This window comes from Maribacter luteus, assembly GCF_009674825.1.
Classification (GTDB): domain Bacteria; phylum Bacteroidota; class Bacteroidia; order Flavobacteriales; family Flavobacteriaceae; genus Maribacter_A; species Maribacter_A luteus.
The window spans coordinates 96,112-116,717 of the sequence record NZ_WKJH01000003.1; the positions used below are offsets into that span (position 1 = coordinate 96,112).

The following is a 20,606-nucleotide window of genomic DNA, read 5'->3' on the forward strand; positions in this document are numbered from 1 at the left end:
CAACCTCTGAATATTATTATCGCTTCATTTACTAGTTCAATCAATTTACGTATACCTCTTAATAAATACCCAATACATATCAGTATTTAAATAAAAGCACCTTTACCATAAAGTATAGTTTTAATAGAATATGTTAAAAATAAAGGTAGTTCATCGAATAAATCATCCTTAAAAATCCAACCTAGAGTATTCACCCGTATAACCCATGATATCTAATAGTGCATTTCATCGAAAAAAGAATGAATTTCATCGACTTGAATTAATTTTTAGATAGTTTTATAAACCCAAATAGAAATTGTTATCATACATAATCTCAAATTCCCCATGAATTTTAAAACACTAGCCCCACTAAAAGTGTTCCTACTTAGCATTTTTATCGTTTCTCAAATTTCCTGCTCCAAGGATTCGGACTTACTGACTGACTATGTTGTGTCGGAAACCCAAAATACATTGGATCTTAGTGCGTTGATTCTAGATGATACCTTTATCGTAAATTCAAGAGAAAGTATTACCTTGGATGTACTGGCTAACGACGGCTTTGAGAATACCCAAAATGTAGTGATCACCCAAACATCTGAACCCCTAAACGGTTCAGTGGCCATTAATACCGATAATACCCTAACCTATACACCCGAAACAGTTGCGGAAACCACTTCCAATACTACAGAAGAAATTGAGGATACCTTTACCTACACTACTGAGGTTGTCAATGAAGATGAAACGGTATCCACAGGTACCGGGAATGTAACGGTTACCTCCGAAAACAAAACACCCATTAGCGGGGATAATGTATACTATGTAACAACTACGGGTAAAGCTAATAATGATGGTAAATCTGAAGCAACTGCATGGAGCATCCAACACGCCTTTGCATCAGCTAAAGCCGGTGATGTCGTTTATATAAAAGCAGGTGATTATGTTGTAGACAATAACTTGACCCCAAACAGTGGCACAAACAATAATCCAATAAAGATTATAGGCTATAATACAGAAGTTGGCGACATAATCTCCTTGGATGAACCAACAATAACCTATGACGATTATCTTGACAATGGTAATGACCTTGATTCTTCTGATATGCCTTTAATAAGAAGAAGTTCAATCCAGATAGAAAACGATAGCAATAGAAAGGGAATGAATTTAGGAGGAATTAGTTATGTTGAAATTGAAAACTTACAATTTAAATGGCAGGAAAGGGCCGTTGAAGGTTTCCAACATGGCCCTGGTATTAAAGTAAAAAATATTATCGTTGCGTGGGTTGGAAATTTCAACCCCATCGATACTTGGACTTCAGGAAATTTAACATATGACCCACCATTACCTTCTGTAGCATCAGGAGGCGAATCAACTAATCAAGTAGGCAGAGGTATTGATCTTAGTGGTTCAATTGGTGCTGAAATTGAAAATTGTTTAGTTATTAATGCAGGACATACAGGTATAGTAGTAGGAACAATAACTTCACTTCCCCAAACACTTAATGCAACTATAAAAGGATGCAGAGTATATTCTGACTCTCAAATAAATCCTTGTGATTATTATATCGAAGCTTATAATTCACAAAATACCTTGGTTGAAGATTGTGAGGTTTACAGAATTAAAGGATTGGTCCATCAAGGCCATGGTATAGATTTTAAAAGAGGAAGCAACAATACGGCAAGAAATTGTTATGTTCAAAATACTTGGTTAGAAGTAAATATAGCTTCACACGGTAATACTTTTGAGAACATTACTATTAAAGGAATGCAAGATTACTCCCCTAATCGTAGGTCAGGAGGTGTAAAAATTTATCATGGATCCCATGGTAATACATTTAAAGATATTGAATTCATTGATGCTGATGGTGTACTATTTGCTGACGTATGGGACGTAGTAGCCACCCCAAATGGTAGCGCTGGTCATGACAATACATTTATGAACTGTGTTTTCCGTAATACACAAGTGAATTTGTATCGTAATTCTGACTCACCTATTACCTTTGAAGCAAATAGAGGCCTAGAAGCTGGTGGATTCAATGACAGTCCCGTATATAACAATAAATTCATTAATTGTACTTTTGAAAATGCAGCTGCTATGTTTACAGTAAATAGGCCAAATTATGACAACGAATTTATTGATTGTAATTTTATTAACATCCCTCTTGTATACTCAACACGTTCTTGGGGCGACAAACTAAATGCTATTTTTACCAATTGCAACTTCGAGAATTCTCAAGTCCCTTAATAAACTATGCTTTTATTTACATATTTGGTAGTATAAAAATTAAGAATGACTTTGCTTTAAAAATTGATTTATTAAAATTATCTTTTTTAAAACGTTAATCCTATCAAAATTGGTTTAGTAAATTAATTCTTAGAAAAGAAGTTTAATACTACTTTTCCAAAAAGCTTTCTTTCCTTGACCTCCTCCCATAATTAGGTACTTGTCATAACTAGAGAATCAGGGCTATTTTCATTTATTTCGATATACTCGTTGGGGGACATGTCCCCCAACGAGCTATGCGGTCTAAAGCTGTTGTAGTCCTTCCTCCAAATATCGAACTTTTCCTGTGCATCTTCCAAGGAAAAGAACCAATTTACATTCAGGCATTCATCCCTGAACGAACCGTTGAAGCTTTCGATAAACGGATTATCCGTAGGTTTCCCAGGCCTTTAGAAATCCAGTTCCACTTTATTTCCATAAGCCCATTTATCCAATACCTTGCTGATGAACTCTCTGCCGTTGTCCACTTTTATGCGTTTTAGAAGCACTTTGCCCCCAAAGGTAATGGTTTCCATGACTTGTACCACATCACTTCCTTTTAAGGACTTGCCTTCATGGATGGCAAGGCATTTTCTACTATAATTATCCTCTACAGTCAAGCTCCTGAACCTACAGCCGTTGTACAGCTGGTCAGAGACAAAATCCATGCTCAAACATTCGTTCAAACTGGAGGCGCTCCCCTCTTCGGGCTGTCAATGTGCGGCTGAACGGTTACGTTTTGGGCGCTTGCTCCTCAAGTTCAGACCTTCCTCACTAGACCCTGTACATTCGTTTGTGATTGTCCATAAAACCTTCCCTGCGCAAAAGGATATGGATGCGCCAGAACCCGTAGCGTACCCGGACAGCGGTAATCTCGTTCATCCGCATGCGCAACAGTTCATCACTACGTCCCTTGGTCTTGTAATAGAAAACGCTCTTGTGCAGTAAAACCAGCTTACAGCAACGCTGGATGGAAATATTGTATTCCATTCTGATATTACCGACCATCCCGCGCTTTCGGAACGGCCTCAAAACTTGTTTTTCAATACGTCCTGCAAGATCTGTTCGTCCGAACTCAGGTCGGCCACAAGTTTTTTCAACTGTGAATTCTCCTCCTCTAGGTTTTTTAGCCTGCGCAGTTCCGAGACCCCGAGACCCGCGTATTTCTTCTTCCAATTGTAAAATGTGGCCTCGCTGATCCCCATCTTGCGGCAGACCTCTTGGATACGGGTCCCCGTTTCTACTTGTTTGATCGCAAAGACGATCTGCGATTCCGAATACTTTGATCGTTTCATAAGCAAATAGTTGTTTAACGTTAAACATTTATTCGCCCTATTTTCTCTAGTTTTATTCAGTCCAGTTTATCGGGAGGAGGTCAGGTATTTTTGGTAGTAAAATATCTCAGTAAATAGTTTTATCTATGATTGTTTAAACATAAATAAGAAAAAATTATATTTGTTATTAAAAAATTTATGATTTTTTGATAGTCAAATTTATTTAAACATCTCTTTTATAGTAGACTTAACAAATATATTATCATTCTTAGATAGATTAGATGTTTTATAATCTTCTGATTCAAAACCTTTTTATTGATAATGTTAACTTAAAAATTGACACCCAAACTAATATTTAGAAATTCATTAAAAATGATAGGCAAAAGAATATTCAGGAAGTAATAACAATAATTCAAAAATGACGAGCAAAAAGAAAATTGGCTTCGTACTGACATCTTCCCTACACAAAGGAGGGATTTCTAGAGTATTATCAATAATATCAAATGAGCTTTGCGAATTTACAAATTATGAAATTCACATAATTAGTTTTTACCCATCAGTTGTTTCAGGATATACTTGGAACAAAAAAATCATCTTCCATGATCTTTTAACAAGTAAAGTGGGTATGAAAAGGGGTATTTTACCTGCTTCTAAAAAACTTAGGCGTTTATTAAAAAAACATGAAATAGATATTCTCGTTTTATGTGGACATAACGTTGGTCTCTTGTCTATTTTATCCAGTTTTTTTCTAAGAACAAAACTAGTGTATTGGCCTCATTCTAGCTTTTCAGGTTACAAATTATTGACAAAATATCTAAACGAAAGGATTAATGCTGCCTTTGTTAATGTTGTTGTCACTCTTACAAAAGCTGATAAAACTAACTTCCTACAAAAAACATTGGCTAGAAACGTCGTTCAGATATATAACCCAATAGACCCAGAACTTGACATAACATACCAAAAATATAATCCAAACACTAAGAAAATTTTAAGTGTTGGCCGTTTAAATGAAGAGAAAAACTTTCATTCACACTTAATAGAAATTGCCAAAATTGTTCTTTCAAAACACGAGGATTATGAATGGCACATTTATGGATCTGGTGAATATCATGAAAATATCCAGATTAGAATAAATGAAAATAAACTAGCCGAGAAGGTAAAGCTTATGGGCCATAAAAGTGATATATATTCAATTTATGGCGATTATTCTTTGTTAGTAATGACTTCGCAGTTTGAAGGATTCCCGATGACACTATTAGAAGGTATGAGCAAAGGTCTGCCTTTGCTAAGTTTTGATGTGCCAACCGGACCAAATGAGATTATTATGGAAAATAAAAATGGGTTTCTGATACCTCCATTTGACATTCATGAAATGGCAAATAAAATATGTTTATTAATTGAAAACACTATGACAAGAAATGAGTTTTCAAAGGAAAATAAAAATTTTGTGAAGGAATTCAATATTAAAAAGATTGGAAATAAATGGGTCTCACTTTTTGAAAGTTTAATTTAACCAGCTTTTTTATTGTTTTAAATATCAATAAATTATAATAGATGAATATAGACCAGCCTCCTTTAAAAGTTCTAATATATCATATTGAAACACTTTATCTCTAAAATAAGTCTTATATCAATTTTATTATTTGTTCCTAAAATTATACATTACTATTGTATTGTTTCTTTTAAGAATAGTATTTTCTTAAAACCAACTTTATAAAAATTTTTTATCCATGAAATATAAAAATTTGATAATTTTCGGAACACGACCAGAAGCCATCAAAATGGCTCCTCTCGTCAAGGCATTTTTAAAAAACCCAAGATTTGAAACCAAGGTCTGTGTTACGGCACAACATCGTGAAATGCTAGATCAAGTATTGGATTTTTTTGAAATTACACCTGATTACGATTTAAACTTAATGAAACCGGGGCAGAACCTATATGGCTTGACTGCTGATATCATTACAGGGTTACAACCCGTCTTGGAAGAGTTTCAACCAAATTATGTCTATGTTCATGGAGATACCACAACCACAATGGGATCAAGTATTGCTGGGTTTTATTCAGGGGCTAAGATTTGCCACGTTGAAGCAGGTTTACGAACCTTCAATAAGAAATCCCCTTTTCCCGAGGAAATCAATAGAACCATAACGGGTCATATAGCGGATTACCATTTCGCCCCCACCCAAACCTCTTATAATAATTTACGTAATGAAGGTATTTCAAAAGAGGATATTTTGATTACCGGTAATACTGTTATTGATGCACTTTTCGAAAGTGTTTCCAAAGTAGACAACATTGATGACCCTGAAATAAAAAAACTTAAGAGTGAGATAGATTTCACCAAAAGAATCGTGTTAGTAACTGGTCACCGAAGAGAAAATCATGGACAAGGGTTTATTAATATTTGCAATGCCTTAAAAAAAATTGGTGAATCTATAGATAATGTACAAATTATTTATCCTGTTCATTTGAATCCGAAAGTCCAGAAACCAGTTTATGAAATTTTAGGAGGTATAGACAATGTCAATTTGATAGCTCCATTGGCCTATCCGGCCTTTGTTTGGTTAATGAACAAATGTGAGCTTGTAATAACCGACAGTGGTGGTGTTCAAGAAGAGGCTCCAAGTTTGGGTAAACCTGTTTTAGTCATGCGAGACACAACGGAAAGGCCAGAAGCGGTTGATGTCGGAACAGTAATTTTAGTTGGTACAGATAAAAATAAAATTGTGCGTGAGACCATTGATCTCATGAAAAATCCTGAGCGTTATAAAGAAATGAGCAAATTGCACAATCCCTATGGAGATGGCAAAGCCTGTGAACGAATTGTAGAATTTATAGAAAAATTGGCATAATGAACAATCCTGAAGTAGTAATGATAGGTCTTGGCTATATAGGCCTTCCCACTGCAGCGTTAATCGCTGAGGGAAAAACCAAGGTCCTCGGAGTAGATATCAATAAAAATGTAGTTGACACCATCAATAAAGGAGAAATCCATATTATTGAACCTTCCCTAGGTGAATCTGTGGCACATGCGGTAAGCCAAGGGTATTTAAAAGCTTCATTAACACCTTCTGCGGCTAATACCTACCTTGTTGTTGTACCAACACCTTTTAAAGATAAAAATGAACCTGATATCTCTTTTGTGAAAGCGGCTACAAAAGCGATTATTCCATTATTGAAAAAAGATGACCTCTACATCATTGAGTCTACCTCGCCTGTTGGCACAACCCAAAAGATGATGGATTTCATATATCAGGAACGACCGGAATTGGAAGGCCAACTATATATTGCTTATTGTCCTGAAAGAGTCTTGCCCGGGAATGTGATGTATGAATTAATTCACAACGACCGGGTAATTGGCGGTGTTGATGAAGCATCAACCGAAAAAGCGGTTGATTTTTATTCCAAATACGTCAAAGGCAACTTACACAAAACAAATGCTCGTACGGCCGAAATGTGCAAATTGGTCGAAAACTCATCAAGGGACGTACAAATAGCATTTGCAAATGAACTTTCCCTTATCTGTGACAAAGCGGATATTAATGTATGGGAACTAATAGAATTAGCAAATAAACATCCCCGTGTGAACATTTTGCAACCCGGTTCGGGTGTTGGTGGGCATTGTATTGCTGTAGACCCCTATTTTTTAGTTTCCGATTACCCCATGGAATCTAAAATTATTGGAACAGCCAGGGAAGTCAATAATTACAAATCCTTTTGGTGTGCTGAAAAAGTACAGAAAGAAAAATTACAATTTGAACTTGAACATGGTAGAAAACCTAAAATAGCCTTAATGGGATTGGCTTTTAAACCAGACATTGATGATTTAAGGGAGTCACCGGCAAAATATATCGTACAAAAAGTCTTACAAAATGCAAATAACGAAGAATATTATATTGTGGAACCTAATATTCAAGAACATAATGTTTTTAAATTAACTGACTACCAAGAGGCGTTTGATAAAGGAGATATTATCGTTTTCTTAGTTGCCCACAAAGAATTTAAAAAACTGCCATTAAACACCAAGAAAGTAGTTTTGGATTTTTGTGGCAGTTTTAAATAATACATCCCATATCTATGGAAAGTTTAAAAAAACAAAAACTCATAGTCTTAGCTCAATCATTAGAACAACCACGTGTTGTAAAGAGGATTATTAAAATGTCTGAAAAGTATGACTGCATACATGTTTATGGTTTTTTAAGGGATATTAAAAATGTAGGAAATCATCATTTATTAAAGAATCAACCTAATATTAAATTGAACATAGTTCAGGAGATTGAAGATAAAAAATACTTAAAAAGATTTTTGGGCCTGTGCAAATTGCTTTATTTAGTATACATAGTTTTTGGCTTTAAAAGAAAAAATATTTATGTATTCGGGTTAGATTTGAGACTACTATGTTTTTTCATATTTAGAGCAAATGTAACTTATGAAATTAGCGATATTATGTGGCTATATCTAAATAAACCTAAAAGAACCCTATTCGAACACCTTGATAAAAATTTAGCAAAAATATCATCTCGGGTCGTTTTTACTTCATTTGAATTTTACAATAGATATTACAAAGAATATATTGACAAAGAAAAAGTGTCTATTGAAGAAAACAAACTAGAGACATATAACAAGGTTATACCTCTAGAAAATATCCCAACTGATAAAATTAGAATTGCTTATGTTGGAGCTTTCCGATATACTAAAATTATTGAAGATTTAATTGATGTTGTAAAATCAGATAAATCGATAATATTAAATTTCCATGGAGATGGATACTCTGAAACTGTTGGTCTAATAAAAAAGACCTGTAAAGAAAATTCAAATATTTTTTTTCACGGGGCTTTTAAAAATCCTGATGACCTAGAACACATTTATTCTAAAAACAATCTCAATTTTGTAGTCTATCAAAATACCTTGGAAAATGAACAGGTTGCCATGCCGAATAAATATTATGAATCGGGGTTCTTTAACATTCCAATAGTATGCGCTTCAAATACTTATGTAGGACGAAGAGTTGTCAGTAATGGAATTGGGTGGATGATAGATACAGACAGAAAGTCTTTGTATAATTTTTTAATAAATTTGAAGATAGAAGACTTATTGAACAAACACCAGCAAATTAAAAAATTGCCCAAAGACATGTTTGCAATTTGAGATTTATGGAATAAGTTTATCAAATTCGAAACAAACACTTATTTCACATGGATTTAATATTACTCATAATTAAAGTAGCCTCAAATATAGATGTAAAAGCAAAGGGAGGCTCCTATTTGAGTGAATTTATCCTAAAGATGAAGTGAGGGGAAGAATGTTCAAACCTTATTCGTTAAAAATAGAAAATACAACCCGATGAACCCTACAATCTGAACACTATGAGCTATGCACACATATAATTGGAATCACCTGTATTCACAACAAATGATGAGGGTAGTTAAACATTTCGTATTTTAAGTGCCGTACGAATACGGTGACTTGCTAAAAAAAGATGTTTCCAAATTTTATGCACTCAAATGGCAAGACTAGGATGACATACTACAAAGAACCTCAAATTTTTATTTGTACTATTAAATCCTTTAATCCCCATCTAAAACAAGATAATTATTGCTGAATGAAAATCTGTAAAATTGAATTATAAAACATTAATTATATCATGAAGGTCAGTATCATAACGGGTACTTATAACAGTGAAAAATATATTGGGGACTGCCTTAAAAGTATCTATGAGCAAGACTTTCCAGAGATTGAACACATAATCATTGACGGCGCATCTAAAGACCGTACACTTGAGGTTATTGAAAATACCGATAATCGCGTGGCTCAAGTGATTTCAGAACCTGACAAGGGAATTTACGATGCTATGAACAAGGGAATAAAACTGGCATCGGGGGAAATTGTTGGGATTTTGAATTCAGATGATTTTTACAATTCAAATGAGGTCATTTCCAAAGTGGTCAAGGCCTTTGAAGAGAATAATGCTGATTGTGTATTCGGCAACCTGTATTATGTAAAACCAGATGACACCTCAGTCATAGTGCGTAAATGGGTCACTGGTCCATATAATAAAAAATATGGGTTTCGTTGGGGGTGGCACCCGGCCCATCCAAGTTTCTTTGTTAGAAAAAACATCTATGAGAAATACGGCTATTTTCAGGCCGACCATAAAATATCGGCCGATTTTGAATTGATGTTACGATTTATTGAAAGGTTTAATATTAATTCAACTTATTTGGATTTCCCTATGGTTCGGATGAGACTTGGCGGTGAAAGCAGTAAAGGATTCAATAGTCATTATATCGGCAACAAAGAATGTTATAGGGCCTTTAAAAGAAACAATCTTCCTGTACCATGGTTTTATCCTCTGGTAAGGGTGGGTTCTAAATTGAAACAGTATTTTAATCACTAAAGGTAAAGTAACTAGAGTGACTTTACCTTTAAAAATATATTCCGGAATATTACCTGATATAATTGTCAGGTACTTTTGAAAGCTAACTTACTAGAAATAAAAAATTATTTTTGAATTGTTTTTTTATAGTGAATCTACAAATTATTAAGAATACCAGTTCACTCAAAAATATGCGATCAAATTAAATATTTATAAATCTAATAAAAATGAAAGTACTATTGACCGGCTCATCAGGGTTTTTGGGAGTGTCACTTCTAGAGGCGTTCAATGGTCTAGGATATTCGGTAGACACGTTGGGCAGGTCTAACGAAAACGACATTATAGCAGACCTGGCGAACATGACTACAAAACTGGAAACACCCTATGATTTGGTTGTACATGCTGCTGGGAAAGCCCACGTAATACCCAAAACCCCAGAAGAAGAAACTCTTTTTTATGAGGTGAATGTAAAGGGAACAAAAAACTTATTGGAGAACCTCAAAGTAGTTCCCAAGTTTTTTGTTTTTATTAGTTCAGTGGCCGTTTACGGTTTAGACCATGGTACCGACATTGACGAGAACCATCCTTTACAAGCCCAAGATCCTTATGGCGAAAGTAAAATAATGGCGGAAAACATAATTAAGAAGTGGGCTGAATCAAATAACGTAAAAGCTTCACTCTTAAGATTGCCCTTATTGATCGGTAAAAACCCAAAGGGAAATCTTAAAACCATGATAAATGGCATAGAAAAAGGATATTACTTCAATATCGGAAAAGCAAATGTAAAAAAATCAATGGTGTTGGTCGATGATGTAGCTGATTTCATACCAACGATAATGACCCATGGCGGAACCTATAATCTAACAGATGGGTATGACCCTACATTCAAGGAACTTTCGGATACTATTTCAAACCACTTTTCAACCCGGAGAATAATTTCAATAAACTACCAATTTATTAAACTAGTCGCCTTGGTTGGTGATTTAATCGAAAAAACAACCCAAAAGAGAATGCCCATAAATAGCATGAAAGTTGATAAAATAACCAAGCCATTAACTTTTAACGATGAGAAAGCAAGAGCCATGGGTTGGAACCCACGAAAAGTTCTAAAGAACAAAAACCTGTGGTTGAATTAACAAAACAGTACTAAAGAAGGAATGTTTTTTCACTCCTGCTACTTAATAGATATGAGCGATTCACTAACTTACATTGCTACCGTCATTGCACTTTTCATTTTTTCTTATCTATACATTTCTTTGGCCAAAAAATGGGGTATAGAAGATGTTCCGAACGAAAGAAGCTCACATAGCCAAAAGACGATCAGGGGTGGTGGAATAATTTTTGTCGTCGCCCTACTCATTTATTTTGTATCCCATTCACTTAGCTATCCATATTTGGCAGCAGCCATAGCTATTTTGGCCATAATCAGCTTCATAGATGATATAAGATCTCTTGGCACAGGAATACGGCTTGTTTTTCAATTTGTGGGTATTGGACTTATCTTATATCAGGTTAACCTATTTCAAATGCCCTTTTGGTATTTGATTCCCATTTTTATTACCTGTTTGGGAATGTTGAATATCTTCAATTTTATGGATGGCATCAATGGAATAACCGGGTTTTATACATTAGTTGCCATCGGCACTTTTCTATACATGAATCAAATAAACCCCATAATAGACAACGCTATTTTAATCTATGGGTTTATTGGAGTGGCCGTATTCGGTTTTTTCAATTTTAGGAAAAAAGCACTTTTCTTTGCCGGGGATATAGGCAGCATAACCATTGGTGTTTTCATACTTTATTTAACATTGCATTTCTGCATTCAATTGAATAGTATTATCCCATTACTTTTTATCTCGGTCTATTTCGTGGATGGTAGTGTAACCATAATGGAAAGGCTCCTGAAAAAAGAAAACATCTTTAAACCCCATAAGAGTCATTTATACCAAGTACTTACCCAAAAAACGGAATTAACCCATTTACAAGTTTCCGGACTTTTCGCCTTTGTTCAATTATGCATCAACGGCGTAGCCATTTATAGCATTTTAAAGGGCAAACCCAATACTGGCATCCTTTTCACTTTAATAGTCCTTTTAATCCTTACCATTTCCTGTTTTATCATAAAACGTAAAGTAAACAAAAAATAGATTTTTTTTCTAAAGCTGAAATAGTGTTATAAAAATCCGGTAAGACAACCATACCTAGGCTATTTTAAGAGAAAAAGATTTATAAGATGTTAGGGCATATATGAATATGGATAGACCCAACATCTCCAAAAACTCTTCACAGGTATACAATATCAAGAACAAAGGGTCATAAAAGCCATAATTCTCGGCTACCCACCCTTCCGGCATTTCGATTAGCAGTGCACCGGTAATATATACAAAGGCAGAAAGAACAAATAATCGGACCGTGGTTCTTGGCAGACGTTTCAAGAATTTATAATATATAACCGATAATACCAACAATGCAATTCCATACGGTATGACCCATGCAAAAAAGAATATACCCGATACATTTAACTGGGCCTTGGTAGTCGTGATCAAAAGTTCATGGATTGAGGTCATTTCATCAATGGATAAAAACAGGAACACGAAACTTAACCCGAACCAGTCAAGATACTTACCTTGAAAAAACCTTTCACTTTTGCCTATAATAAAAAGTAGGAAAGCACATATAACCAATAATAAGGCTGAAAAAAAAGTGGGAACATTCATTTCCTCATTAAAGTCAAATAGCCTGACCAAAAAGTTGACATAATTAAATCCATAAAACGTTTGTGAAGATTCTATCAATGGCAATATATAGAACACATTAATAAGGATAGAAACAACATTCAAAGTTAAAAGCACTAATATTATCCCAAATAATATCCTAAATAAACTTTTTGGATGAAACGAGATATCCATACTTTTTTAGTTAAAATAAAACGAATTGACTATACAAAGAATTTAAATCGATTATATCAACTAAATTTCGATGAAACTGCTTACAAAAAGCTGACTATAAATAAGGTAGGGTTTACCAAAGAGATAATTTCCGGCAAATTCAAGCAGTAAATAGATTGAAGCTTTTCAAAAACACCTTCCTTTTTACAAGGCATAATACCAAATACCAGATCGCATTGAATATACCTTCCAAATAACCTTTATATATCCTATTCAACCGATAAACCTAGTTAATTCAATGAGAACGACATTTTGAAACTCTGTCAAAATTGTAGGCATCGTATAAACACTGTATCTTAAAGTCCTAGTCTTTTTTAGCATATGACCCACCTAAGGTTCCCATATTATCATGAGGGGCTTATGGGACTAAAAATTTATTACCTCAAACTCAGATCTCCTATTCAGCCTGTGCTTACTTTCAGAACAACGGACGGTACCATCACATTCATTGACCAATTGGGTCTCTCCAAATGCCTCTATTTGCAATCTATCCGTGGTTATTCCTTGAGCTACCAAATACTCCAAAGTGTGTTCGGCCCTTTGTTCCGATAACCATAAATTATAGGATGCCGCACCCCTGGAGTCGGTATGGGCCCCAATCAAGATGGTTATTGTAGGGTTCTCTTTAAGGATTACGACCAATTGGTCTAATTTCTTCCTGTATGACGCATTCAAAAAAGACGATTCAAAATCAAAATAAACATTACCTAAGGCAGCGATAGCTTCTTTTATCCCTTGATTACGCTGATTCTCGGCATCGATTTCCGCTGCCAATCTAGCTTTTTCCTTTTCTTGGGCCAAACGTTCCGCCAGAACGGCCTCGTCTTTGATACGTTGCTCATTGGCCAAGGAATCGGCAATACGTTGATTTTCCTTTTCCATAGCCTGTATCAAGGCCAATTTTTCATCTCCTTTTTTAGAAAGTCCTTTTTCAATTCCGAATTGATACACCACTCCAGCAGCGTGTTGAATGTGATTGGTAGCCTCATCATTGCCCATAGCCCATTTTCCCGAAGAACTTAGGTCTATACCCCAACGATCAGAGAACCACGCCCTAAAACCTACTACGGCATTGTAAGTGCCCCTTGTTTGATCATTGGCGTCGGTATATCCTGCCCCAACCCCAACGTATGGATCAAACCAACCAGTCTCCCCTATCAATTTGTTCAGATCATAGGTTAACCTTGCATCCAATCCTAAATAAGTGGTTTCAGAAGAGTTTATTATATTATCCACAGTCTTACCAACCTTATATTTATTATAAGTCCCGATAGCCTCAAGTCCCAAACCGTTTTTAAAATACCTGCCTATACTTACCCTGGAAGGAAAGGCAACGGCATTCCATTGTTCATCAACAGAAAACAACTGATCGAAAACATCACCGGAATCATCTACGATATTGTAACCGATACCGAACATCCAAGAGCTTTGAACAATACTATCCTTTGAGGTGAGTTGTAATTCGTCTTGTGAAAAAATCGGAGTGCAGGCAAGCATTGAACATGCCAATGCACACATCATACTTTTCTTCATAGGTTAAAATTTAGGCTTTAAAAAAACAAAGTAATCTGCAAATAAAGTCCCCTACAAATAAGTTGTTTGAACTGCACGGATTTTCGTTAGGTTACATAAAAAAAGTCCTAATTATCATCTTACTGCTCTTTCTGAAAAGTGATTCTTTTAGATGTCAATGGTATTTTATACACACTAAACGGACTTATAGTGACTGAAGATGTACCTTTTTTTTTCATTTTGGTAACAGATGGCCGCAACCTTATCTCTTTGTCATTTTCATTGGCAATAGACCATAAAACCTGTTCCCCCAGAGGTTGCTCCCCTGGGCAATGGATCAAAACCATGTCTTTGGTGAAGTCGACAACCGGTATGGGAATCCCTGGTTTTCGCGTTCTATTGATCTTTGAAAAGAATTTTTGTAAAGATTTTTGGTCCCTTATTATCAGTGTTTCCGAAGTGTCGGCCCCACTGTAATTATCTTGAAGTAACAAGATTAAACCTTCTTTTGATGAATTTGCCCCTTTTACATCCCCCATAGTTGTTTTTTTCTGTCCGTTACAGGAAAAAAGAACTATAAAAACAAATACAGGTAAATATCTCATCTTACTTTACCATCTCATTCATTCGGGTATTATACGCTTTTAAGTAGATGGTCTCGTACATCGGCAGTACATTCAAAATATCGAATTTGGCAGCCACTTTTACAGCATTCTGCTTGAATTTCTCCAAGGTTTCATCATCCCGTAAGATTTTCAAAGCGTTACTGGCCATTTCGTCAACATCACCGACATCGCTTAAATACCCTGTCACACCTTGTATGTTGACCTCTGGGATACCACCTGCATTACTCGAGATTACCGGAACCCTATTGATCATAGCCTCCAAAGCCGCCAAACCAAAACTTTCCGCTTTCGAGGGTAGTAAGAACAAATCCGAAAAGCATAATATCCTGTCTATTTCATTACTGTTCCCTAAAAAGTGTACCTTATCGGTAATACCTAATTGCTCGCACATGAATTCCGCATTTTCCTTCTCTGGCCCCTCTCCTACCATGACTAATTTGGCCGGAATTTCCTGTTGGATCTTATTGAATATTTTGATTACATCGGGAATATGCTTTACAGCCCTAAAATTACTGATATGCGTAACGATACGCTCATTATCCTGAGCCATCATGGATCGTTGACAATCGGTGTATGATGCATTCTCATACTTAGATTTATCGATAAAATTGGGAACTACCTCAATTTCCTTCTTAATATCAAAGAATTCCAATGTTCGCTGTTTTAAATTCTCGGAAACCGCGGTTACCACATCAGATTGATTGATACTGAAATTTACGGCCGTCTTATAAAATGGATGTTTACCTACTAGAGTAATATCAGTGCCGTGCAACGTTGTTATCATTGGCAGGTAGATTCCCTCTTCCTCCAACATTTTTTTTGCCATATATCCTGCATAGGCATGGGGTATGGCATAATGAACGTGCAATAAATCTATCCCGAATAATTTAACCGTATCGACCAATTTACTGGACAAGGCCAATTCATAAGGCTGATAGTGGAATAAAGGATATTCAGGCACATGTACCTCATGAAAGTGTATGCGCTGACTCAACAAGTCCAAACGTACAGGTTGGCGATAAGTTACGAAATGTACTTCATGCCCCCTATCGGCCAATGCTATGCCCAATTCGGTGGCCACAACACCACTTCCTCCAAATGTTGGGTAACAAACTATTGCTATTTTCACTCGTTGAGAATTTTATATTATTCAATAAAAAAGAAATAAGGATAAATCCTATTCGATCTTAGTCGGTATTCTATGATTTCCTTAATAAAAAAACAATTATTCTATCATCAATACGAATTGACCTCCTAAAAAATGCAATCTCATTTTTACAAAACTACTTTTTAATTGATAATAGCATCGTAAATAGCTTGCTGAATCCTGGTTCTTAACGCAGATTTAACTAAAAGGGTGTTCGATGAAGACGGGTAGGTTCTGTTCGATAAAAAAACATAAACGATTTCCTCCTCTGGATCGGCCCAAGTAAAGGTACCCGTAAAACCGCTATGACCAAAACTCTTTCTAGAAACACATCCGCAAGTTGGGCCACTTTCCTTCAACTGTGGTTTATCAAATCCAACCCCCCTTCGTACGTTCTTATCGCAAAAGTAGCAGGTATTGAATTTTTTTATGGTCCTCGCATCCAAAAACCGGGTTCCACCATATTCACCTCCTTGTAGGTACATTTGCATGATCTTTGCAACATCATTGGCATTACTGAACAGTCCTGCATGCCCACCTACGCCACCTTGCATGGCCGCACCCATATCGTGCACATAACCTTGCACTGTTTGATAACGGTAATACTTATCTACCTCTGTAGGCACGATCCTATTTTTTGGAAATTTTTCCAACGGATTATAACTGGTATCCATGGCCCCCAAAGGTTTATACAGAAAATCGTCCGCCAATTTATCCAAACGGGTCTTATAGGTGTCTTCTATATATTTTTTCATTACATAATAAGTGACATCACTATACCGATATCGGTTCGATTTCAGGTCCTGTCTGCCTATTCTATTGTAAATGGAATCCTTATAAGCATCGGTCAAATAGAGATTGTCGGTTACCTTGATACTGAATCCTGGGGTTGGCTTGTTCCTATAAAACTCTGAAGAAGGTTTTCTTTTTTCATCCAATGTACTGACATAAAAAGCTATCCATGCCGGTAAACGCCCATAATGCGACAATGCCTTTAAAACGGTCACGTTCTTAATTGCGGTATCGGAATATTCGGGTATTAGATCCTGAAAAGTATCGTTCAAGGCGATTTTTCCCGTTTCCTCCATTTTCATTAACATAGGTAAGGTTGCCAATATCTTTGTCAACGAAGCAAGGTCGTAAATATGGTCCGTGGTTATACTATCAGTGGAGGCATAGGTAGGTTTTCCAAAACCTTTGTTATACACGACTTTCCCTTTTCGGGCCACCAAAACCTGGGCCCCTGGAAACATCAATGAATCCAATCCGTTATGTACAAGCCTATCGACCTCGGCCAATTTCCCCGAGCTTAACCCCACCCGTTCGGGAATACTATATCCCAAACGTTTCAATGAACTTAGATTTACAGAAGTATTAACCGGAAAATCAGCATGTGATGATACTGGCAAAACACCTTTGGCACTAATTGCCCCGAAAATAAGCTGGGCCGTTTTCTGTTGTGCCAATACACTATTTTGATAAGCAACGACAACTCCGTCTATACTGTTGAACGAAGTTATATCTTTTAAAGCATAAGGTTTTGTAAATACGGCGAGGACAAGGTTAGAAGACCTCTCACTGGCTATTCCCTGTAACCATTGCAACTCCTGCTTTGTAAACTTATAGGCTTTCCATGGACTTTCATTACTCTTATGATGCCCTATGATCACTAGATTATAGTCCTTAAGTTTTTCTTTGAGCGTAGCCAGGTCTTTACCATTAACCTGGGTGACTTTTGCATATTTATTCAACTCATCAAGAAATGGCTTACTGTCGGCATCCCCGAATTTTACATAAGCGATTTTTTTATTCTCCAATTTCTTGATTCCCAAAAGATAGAATTTATTCTTGACCACAGTGATGGCATTCTCAATGGCCTCTTCATAAATGAGGTCATTCTCCAACCCATTAAGATTTTCATATAGATTATCAATCGGAATAGGTTTGTACTTATTTAGCCCGACCTTATATTTGGCCAATAGGATTTTTTTAACGGAATTGGCAAGTCTTTCCTCCGAAATCCTTCCACTTTCATATGCCTTTTGCAGTTTTTCCTTGGCCTTGGTCACCGCTGTGGGCATTAATAAAATATCATTGCCCGCCAAAAAAGCAGCCAACTCAACATCGCCATCCTTTCCCCTGGTACTTACCCCCTTCATATTCAATGCATCTGTAAAGACCAAACCTTCGAAGCCCATCTGCTCTTTTAGGATTCCAGAAATTATCTGTTCTGATATAGATGAAGGAAGATCTTCTTGGATTTCCATGGCCGGAACATTCAAATGTGCCACCATTACACTGCTTAACCCCTCTTGTATTAACCTGCGATAAGGGTAGAGTTCCAAACTATCCAAACGTTGTCTTGTAAAGGGTATCAACGGCAATGCCTTATGCGAATCCGTTGCCGTATCACCATGACCTGGAAAATGTTTTCCGCTAGAGAGTACGCCTGCACTTTCCATACCTTTCATAAAGGCGATTCCTTTATTGGCCACATTTTCCCTATCCTCACCAAAAGAGCGATTTCCGATAATGGGATTCAAAGGATTTGTATTGATATCGATATCGGGGGCAAAGTTTATATGTACCCCCAACCGTTTGGCATGTAATCCTATCTGTTTCCCAACTTTTTCTACAATTGAATTATCTTTTATGGCCCCTAATGTCATATTCCACGGGAAAGCATAGGTAGAATCCAATCGCATGGCCAAACCCCATTCCGCATCCATCCCGACCAATAGAGGTATTTTGGATAGGGATTGAAATGAATTTGTGATTTTTGCCTGTCGGATGGGTCCCCCAGTGGAAAAAATAACCCCACCTATATGTTCTTCCCTTATAAGGGTTTTTATGTTGGCGATACTAGCCTTGTCCTGGCTTGATGCTACACTCACCATGAACAATTGCCCCAATTTTTCATCCAATGACATGGCGTTGTACTGGGATTCGACCCAACGCTCTTGCCCAAGGCTATCGTTGACCACCAATGGGTTATGCTGTGCATTGGCACAGTACATAAATAATAAGAAAAATGAAAAAATGCTATACAAACGCATATTGGACAAGTCTAAGGAAATAACTTAAAAGGAAAATTAATATTGCATATCACTAAGTAACCCTTATGTTAAAACATATCGATTGCAAATACAACACCAAGAAAAAACTACATAAAACGGCTATGCCAGCTTTCAGAAGCAGGAACCTCCCAATGCTCTGAATATTCCCCTTTATTTGTTACTAAATTATTAAAAACTATAGTGTTTTTTGAAACCGCCTTTTGCTTGGCCATTTTCTTGAATTCGCTCAATGGTTTGTAGGCTATGTAATCCCCTTGTTTATAAGATACATTCATCTTATCCAATAATTCCACATCGTATTTCTTTTCCAATTTTTGGATAAAATGTACCGATGCATCAATAGAGCAGCCAGAGGCCGAAGTCAACGTTTGATCCAATGCCAATATTATAAATCTCTTGTACCGTAACTCGTAACCGGCCTTTAAATCACTACCATGGGTAGTCCACTCCTCAATGAATGCATCTAACTCCAGCCCTATTTCCTGCAATTCCGAATCGGAAAAACTTCTATTGGCCTGGAATACCCATATTTTGGATGAATCCGGTAATGCATTGAAATCTACTAACATAGTAAAAGATTTTGGGTATTATTAAAAATAAAACAGTTTACAGGTCCTCGGCGTTCGCGATAAGCTCGGCAATATCCATTACCTTGATTTCACTTTCCTTTTCTTTGTTCTTGACCCCATCGGTCATCATGGTATTACAAAAAGGACAAGCAGCGGCAATAATCTCCGGTTCTGTCTCCAAGGCCTGCTCTGTACGCTCAATATTAATGTCCTTATCGCCCTCCTCTGGTTCTTTGAACATTTGGGCACCACCGGCCCCACAACATAAACCCCGGGACTTACAATTCTTCATTTCAACCAATTCGGCATCCAACTTTTTGATCAAATCCCTAGGGGCTTCATAAACATTGTTCGCCCTACCTAAATAACAAGGATCGTGAAAAGTGATTTTTTTCCCTTTGAACTTTCCTCCTTGCATCGAAATTCGACCTTCTTCCAACAATTGTTTTAAAAATTGGGTATGGTGCACTACCTCATAATTACCTCCTAATCCCGGATATTCATTTTTTAAGGTATTAAAGCAATGCGGACAAGTGGTAACCACCTTCTTTACCTCATAAGCATTCATCACCTCTATATTCGTAACAGCCTGCATCTGGAACAAAAATTCATTTCCTGCCCTTTTTGCCGGATCACCGGAACAACTTTCTTCGGTACCTAATACAGCAAAGGACACATTGGCCTTATTCAGGATCTTTACGAAGGCTTTGGTTATTTTCTTTGCCCGATCGTCAAAACTCCCTGCGCAACCTACCCAAAACAAAACTTCGGGTTGTTTACCGGCCGCAAAAAGTTCAGCCATTGTCGGTACTTTCATTTCACTTCCCATACTAAGG

15 protein-coding genes and 1 pseudogene are annotated in these 20,606 nt (G+C 36.5%); 8 read left to right on the plus strand and 8 right to left on the minus strand.

Annotated elements, in window-relative coordinates; all coding sequences use genetic code 11:
- The first annotated feature begins 324 nt into the window (after positions 1–324).
- On the plus strand, positions 325–2,220 hold the full coding sequence (locus GJ691_RS06260; RefSeq protein ID WP_154364933.1) for an Ig-like domain-containing protein: 1,896 nt from the start codon (positions 325–327) through the stop codon (positions 2,218–2,220).
- A 191-nt stretch (positions 2,221–2,411) separates the two neighbouring features.
- Here GJ691_RS06260 and GJ691_RS06265 read toward each other — a convergent pair.
- A pseudogene (locus GJ691_RS06265) lies at positions 2,412–3,533 on the minus strand (IS3 family transposase).
- A 397-nt stretch (positions 3,534–3,930) separates the two neighbouring features.
- On the opposite strand from GJ691_RS06265, the gene GJ691_RS06270 reads away from it, so the two are divergent.
- The 7 genes from GJ691_RS06270 to GJ691_RS06300 all read left to right on the plus strand — a co-directional run bounded on the left by GJ691_RS06270 (position 3,931) and on the right by GJ691_RS06300 (position 12,038).
- Positions 3,931–5,025, plus strand: a complete 1,095-nt coding sequence (locus GJ691_RS06270) for a glycosyltransferase family 4 protein (protein WP_154364935.1) — start codon at positions 3,931–3,933, stop codon at positions 5,023–5,025.
- Positions 5,026–5,242: 217 nt separating this feature from the next.
- Complete coding sequence (gene wecB / locus GJ691_RS06275; RefSeq protein WP_154364937.1) at positions 5,243–6,364, plus strand: non-hydrolyzing UDP-N-acetylglucosamine 2-epimerase; 1,122 nt, start codon at positions 5,243–5,245, stop codon at positions 6,362–6,364.
- Positions 6,364–7,575: a UDP-N-acetyl-D-mannosamine dehydrogenase gene (gene wecC, locus GJ691_RS06280; protein WP_154364939.1), complete on the plus strand. Its 1,212-nt coding sequence runs from the start codon at positions 6,364–6,366 to the stop codon at positions 7,573–7,575. The genes wecB and wecC overlap by 1 nt, the downstream gene beginning before the upstream one ends.
- Before the next feature lie 14 nt (positions 7,576–7,589).
- Positions 7,590–8,660 (plus strand): glycosyltransferase, encoded by a 1,071-nt coding sequence (locus tag GJ691_RS06285; protein WP_154364940.1) that lies wholly within the window; start codon positions 7,590–7,592, stop codon positions 8,658–8,660.
- A 496-nt stretch (positions 8,661–9,156) separates the two neighbouring features.
- A complete protein-coding gene (locus GJ691_RS06290; protein ID WP_154364942.1) occupies positions 9,157–9,909 on the plus strand; it encodes a glycosyltransferase family 2 protein in 753 nt (250 codons plus the stop codon).
- 206 nt (positions 9,910–10,115) lie between these two features.
- Positions 10,116–11,024 (plus strand): NAD-dependent epimerase/dehydratase family protein, encoded by a 909-nt coding sequence (locus GJ691_RS06295; RefSeq protein WP_154364945.1) that lies wholly within the window; start codon positions 10,116–10,118, stop codon positions 11,022–11,024.
- Between the two features lie 51 nt (positions 11,025–11,075).
- Entirely contained in the window at positions 11,076–12,038 is a 963-nt protein-coding gene (locus GJ691_RS06300; protein WP_179955045.1) for an MraY family glycosyltransferase, read from the plus strand.
- A gap of 54 nt (positions 12,039–12,092) precedes the next feature.
- On the opposite strand, the gene GJ691_RS06305 is transcribed toward GJ691_RS06300, so the two are convergent.
- From GJ691_RS06305 to GJ691_RS06335, 7 genes are all read right to left on the minus strand, one after another.
- Positions 12,093–12,458: a hypothetical protein gene (locus GJ691_RS06305; protein ID WP_154364949.1), complete on the minus strand. Its 366-nt coding sequence runs from the start codon at positions 12,456–12,458 to the stop codon at positions 12,093–12,095.
- 747 nt (positions 12,459–13,205) lie between these two features.
- Positions 13,206–14,372, minus strand: coding sequence for an OmpA family protein (locus tag GJ691_RS06310; RefSeq protein WP_154364952.1), 1,167 nt, complete (start codon positions 14,370–14,372; stop codon positions 13,206–13,208).
- 119 nt (positions 14,373–14,491) lie between these two features.
- Complete coding sequence (locus tag GJ691_RS06315; RefSeq protein ID WP_154364954.1) at positions 14,492–14,890, minus strand: hypothetical protein; 399 nt, start codon at positions 14,888–14,890, stop codon at positions 14,492–14,494.
- Positions 14,891–14,957: 67 nt separating this feature from the next.
- The gene (bshA, locus tag GJ691_RS06320; protein WP_179955046.1) at positions 14,958–16,106 is read right to left on the minus strand and encodes an N-acetyl-alpha-D-glucosaminyl L-malate synthase BshA; all 1,149 of its coding nucleotides are present in this window, start codon (positions 16,104–16,106) and stop codon (positions 14,958–14,960) included.
- A 161-nt stretch (positions 16,107–16,267) separates the two neighbouring features.
- Positions 16,268–19,180: a serine hydrolase domain-containing protein gene (locus GJ691_RS06325; protein WP_154364956.1), complete on the minus strand. Its 2,913-nt coding sequence runs from the start codon at positions 19,178–19,180 to the stop codon at positions 16,268–16,270.
- Positions 19,181–19,287: 107 nt separating this feature from the next.
- Positions 19,288–19,770, minus strand: a complete 483-nt coding sequence (locus tag GJ691_RS06330) for an ABC transporter ATPase (RefSeq protein ID WP_154364958.1) — start codon at positions 19,768–19,770, stop codon at positions 19,288–19,290.
- Positions 19,771–19,807: 37 nt separating this feature from the next.
- Complete coding sequence (locus GJ691_RS06335) at positions 19,808–20,599, minus strand: (Fe-S)-binding protein (RefSeq protein WP_154364959.1); 792 nt, start codon at positions 20,597–20,599, stop codon at positions 19,808–19,810.
- Between the last annotated feature and the right edge of the window lie 7 nt (positions 20,600–20,606).

Bases quoted from the DNA above. Each gene is read 5' to 3' on its own strand.
- GJ691_RS06260 (WP_154364933.1), top strand. From the start codon at position 325: ATGAATTTTAAAACACTAGCCCCACTAAAAGTGTTCCTACTTAGCATT.
- GJ691_RS06270 (WP_154364935.1), top strand. From the start codon at position 3,931: ATGACGAGCAAAAAGAAAATTGGCTTCGTACTGACATCTTCCCTACAC.
- wecB (WP_154364937.1), top strand. From the start codon at position 5,243: ATGAAATATAAAAATTTGATAATTTTCGGAACACGACCAGAAGCCATC.
- wecC (WP_154364939.1), top strand. From the start codon at position 6,364: ATGAACAATCCTGAAGTAGTAATGATAGGTCTTGGCTATATAGGCCTT.
- GJ691_RS06285 (WP_154364940.1), top strand. From the start codon at position 7,590: ATGGAAAGTTTAAAAAAACAAAAACTCATAGTCTTAGCTCAATCATTA.
- GJ691_RS06290 (WP_154364942.1), top strand. From the start codon at position 9,157: ATGAAGGTCAGTATCATAACGGGTACTTATAACAGTGAAAAATATATT.
- GJ691_RS06295 (WP_154364945.1), top strand. From the start codon at position 10,116: ATGAAAGTACTATTGACCGGCTCATCAGGGTTTTTGGGAGTGTCACTT.
- GJ691_RS06300 (WP_179955045.1), top strand. From the start codon at position 11,076: ATGAGCGATTCACTAACTTACATTGCTACCGTCATTGCACTTTTCATT.
- GJ691_RS06305 (WP_154364949.1), bottom strand. From the start codon at position 12,458: ATGACCTCAATCCATGAACTTTTGATCACGACTACCAAGGCCCAGTTA.
- GJ691_RS06310 (WP_154364952.1), bottom strand. From the start codon at position 14,372: ATGAAGAAAAGTATGATGTGTGCATTGGCATGTTCAATGCTTGCCTGC.
- GJ691_RS06315 (WP_154364954.1), bottom strand. From the start codon at position 14,890: ATGGGGGATGTAAAAGGGGCAAATTCATCAAAAGAAGGTTTAATCTTG.
- GJ691_RS06325 (WP_154364956.1), bottom strand. From the start codon at position 19,180: ATGCGTTTGTATAGCATTTTTTCATTTTTCTTATTATTTATGTACTGT.
- GJ691_RS06330 (WP_154364958.1), bottom strand. From the start codon at position 19,770: ATGTTAGTAGATTTCAATGCATTACCGGATTCATCCAAAATATGGGTA.
- GJ691_RS06335 (WP_154364959.1), bottom strand. From the start codon at position 20,599: ATGGGAAGTGAAATGAAAGTACCGACAATGGCTGAACTTTTTGCGGCC.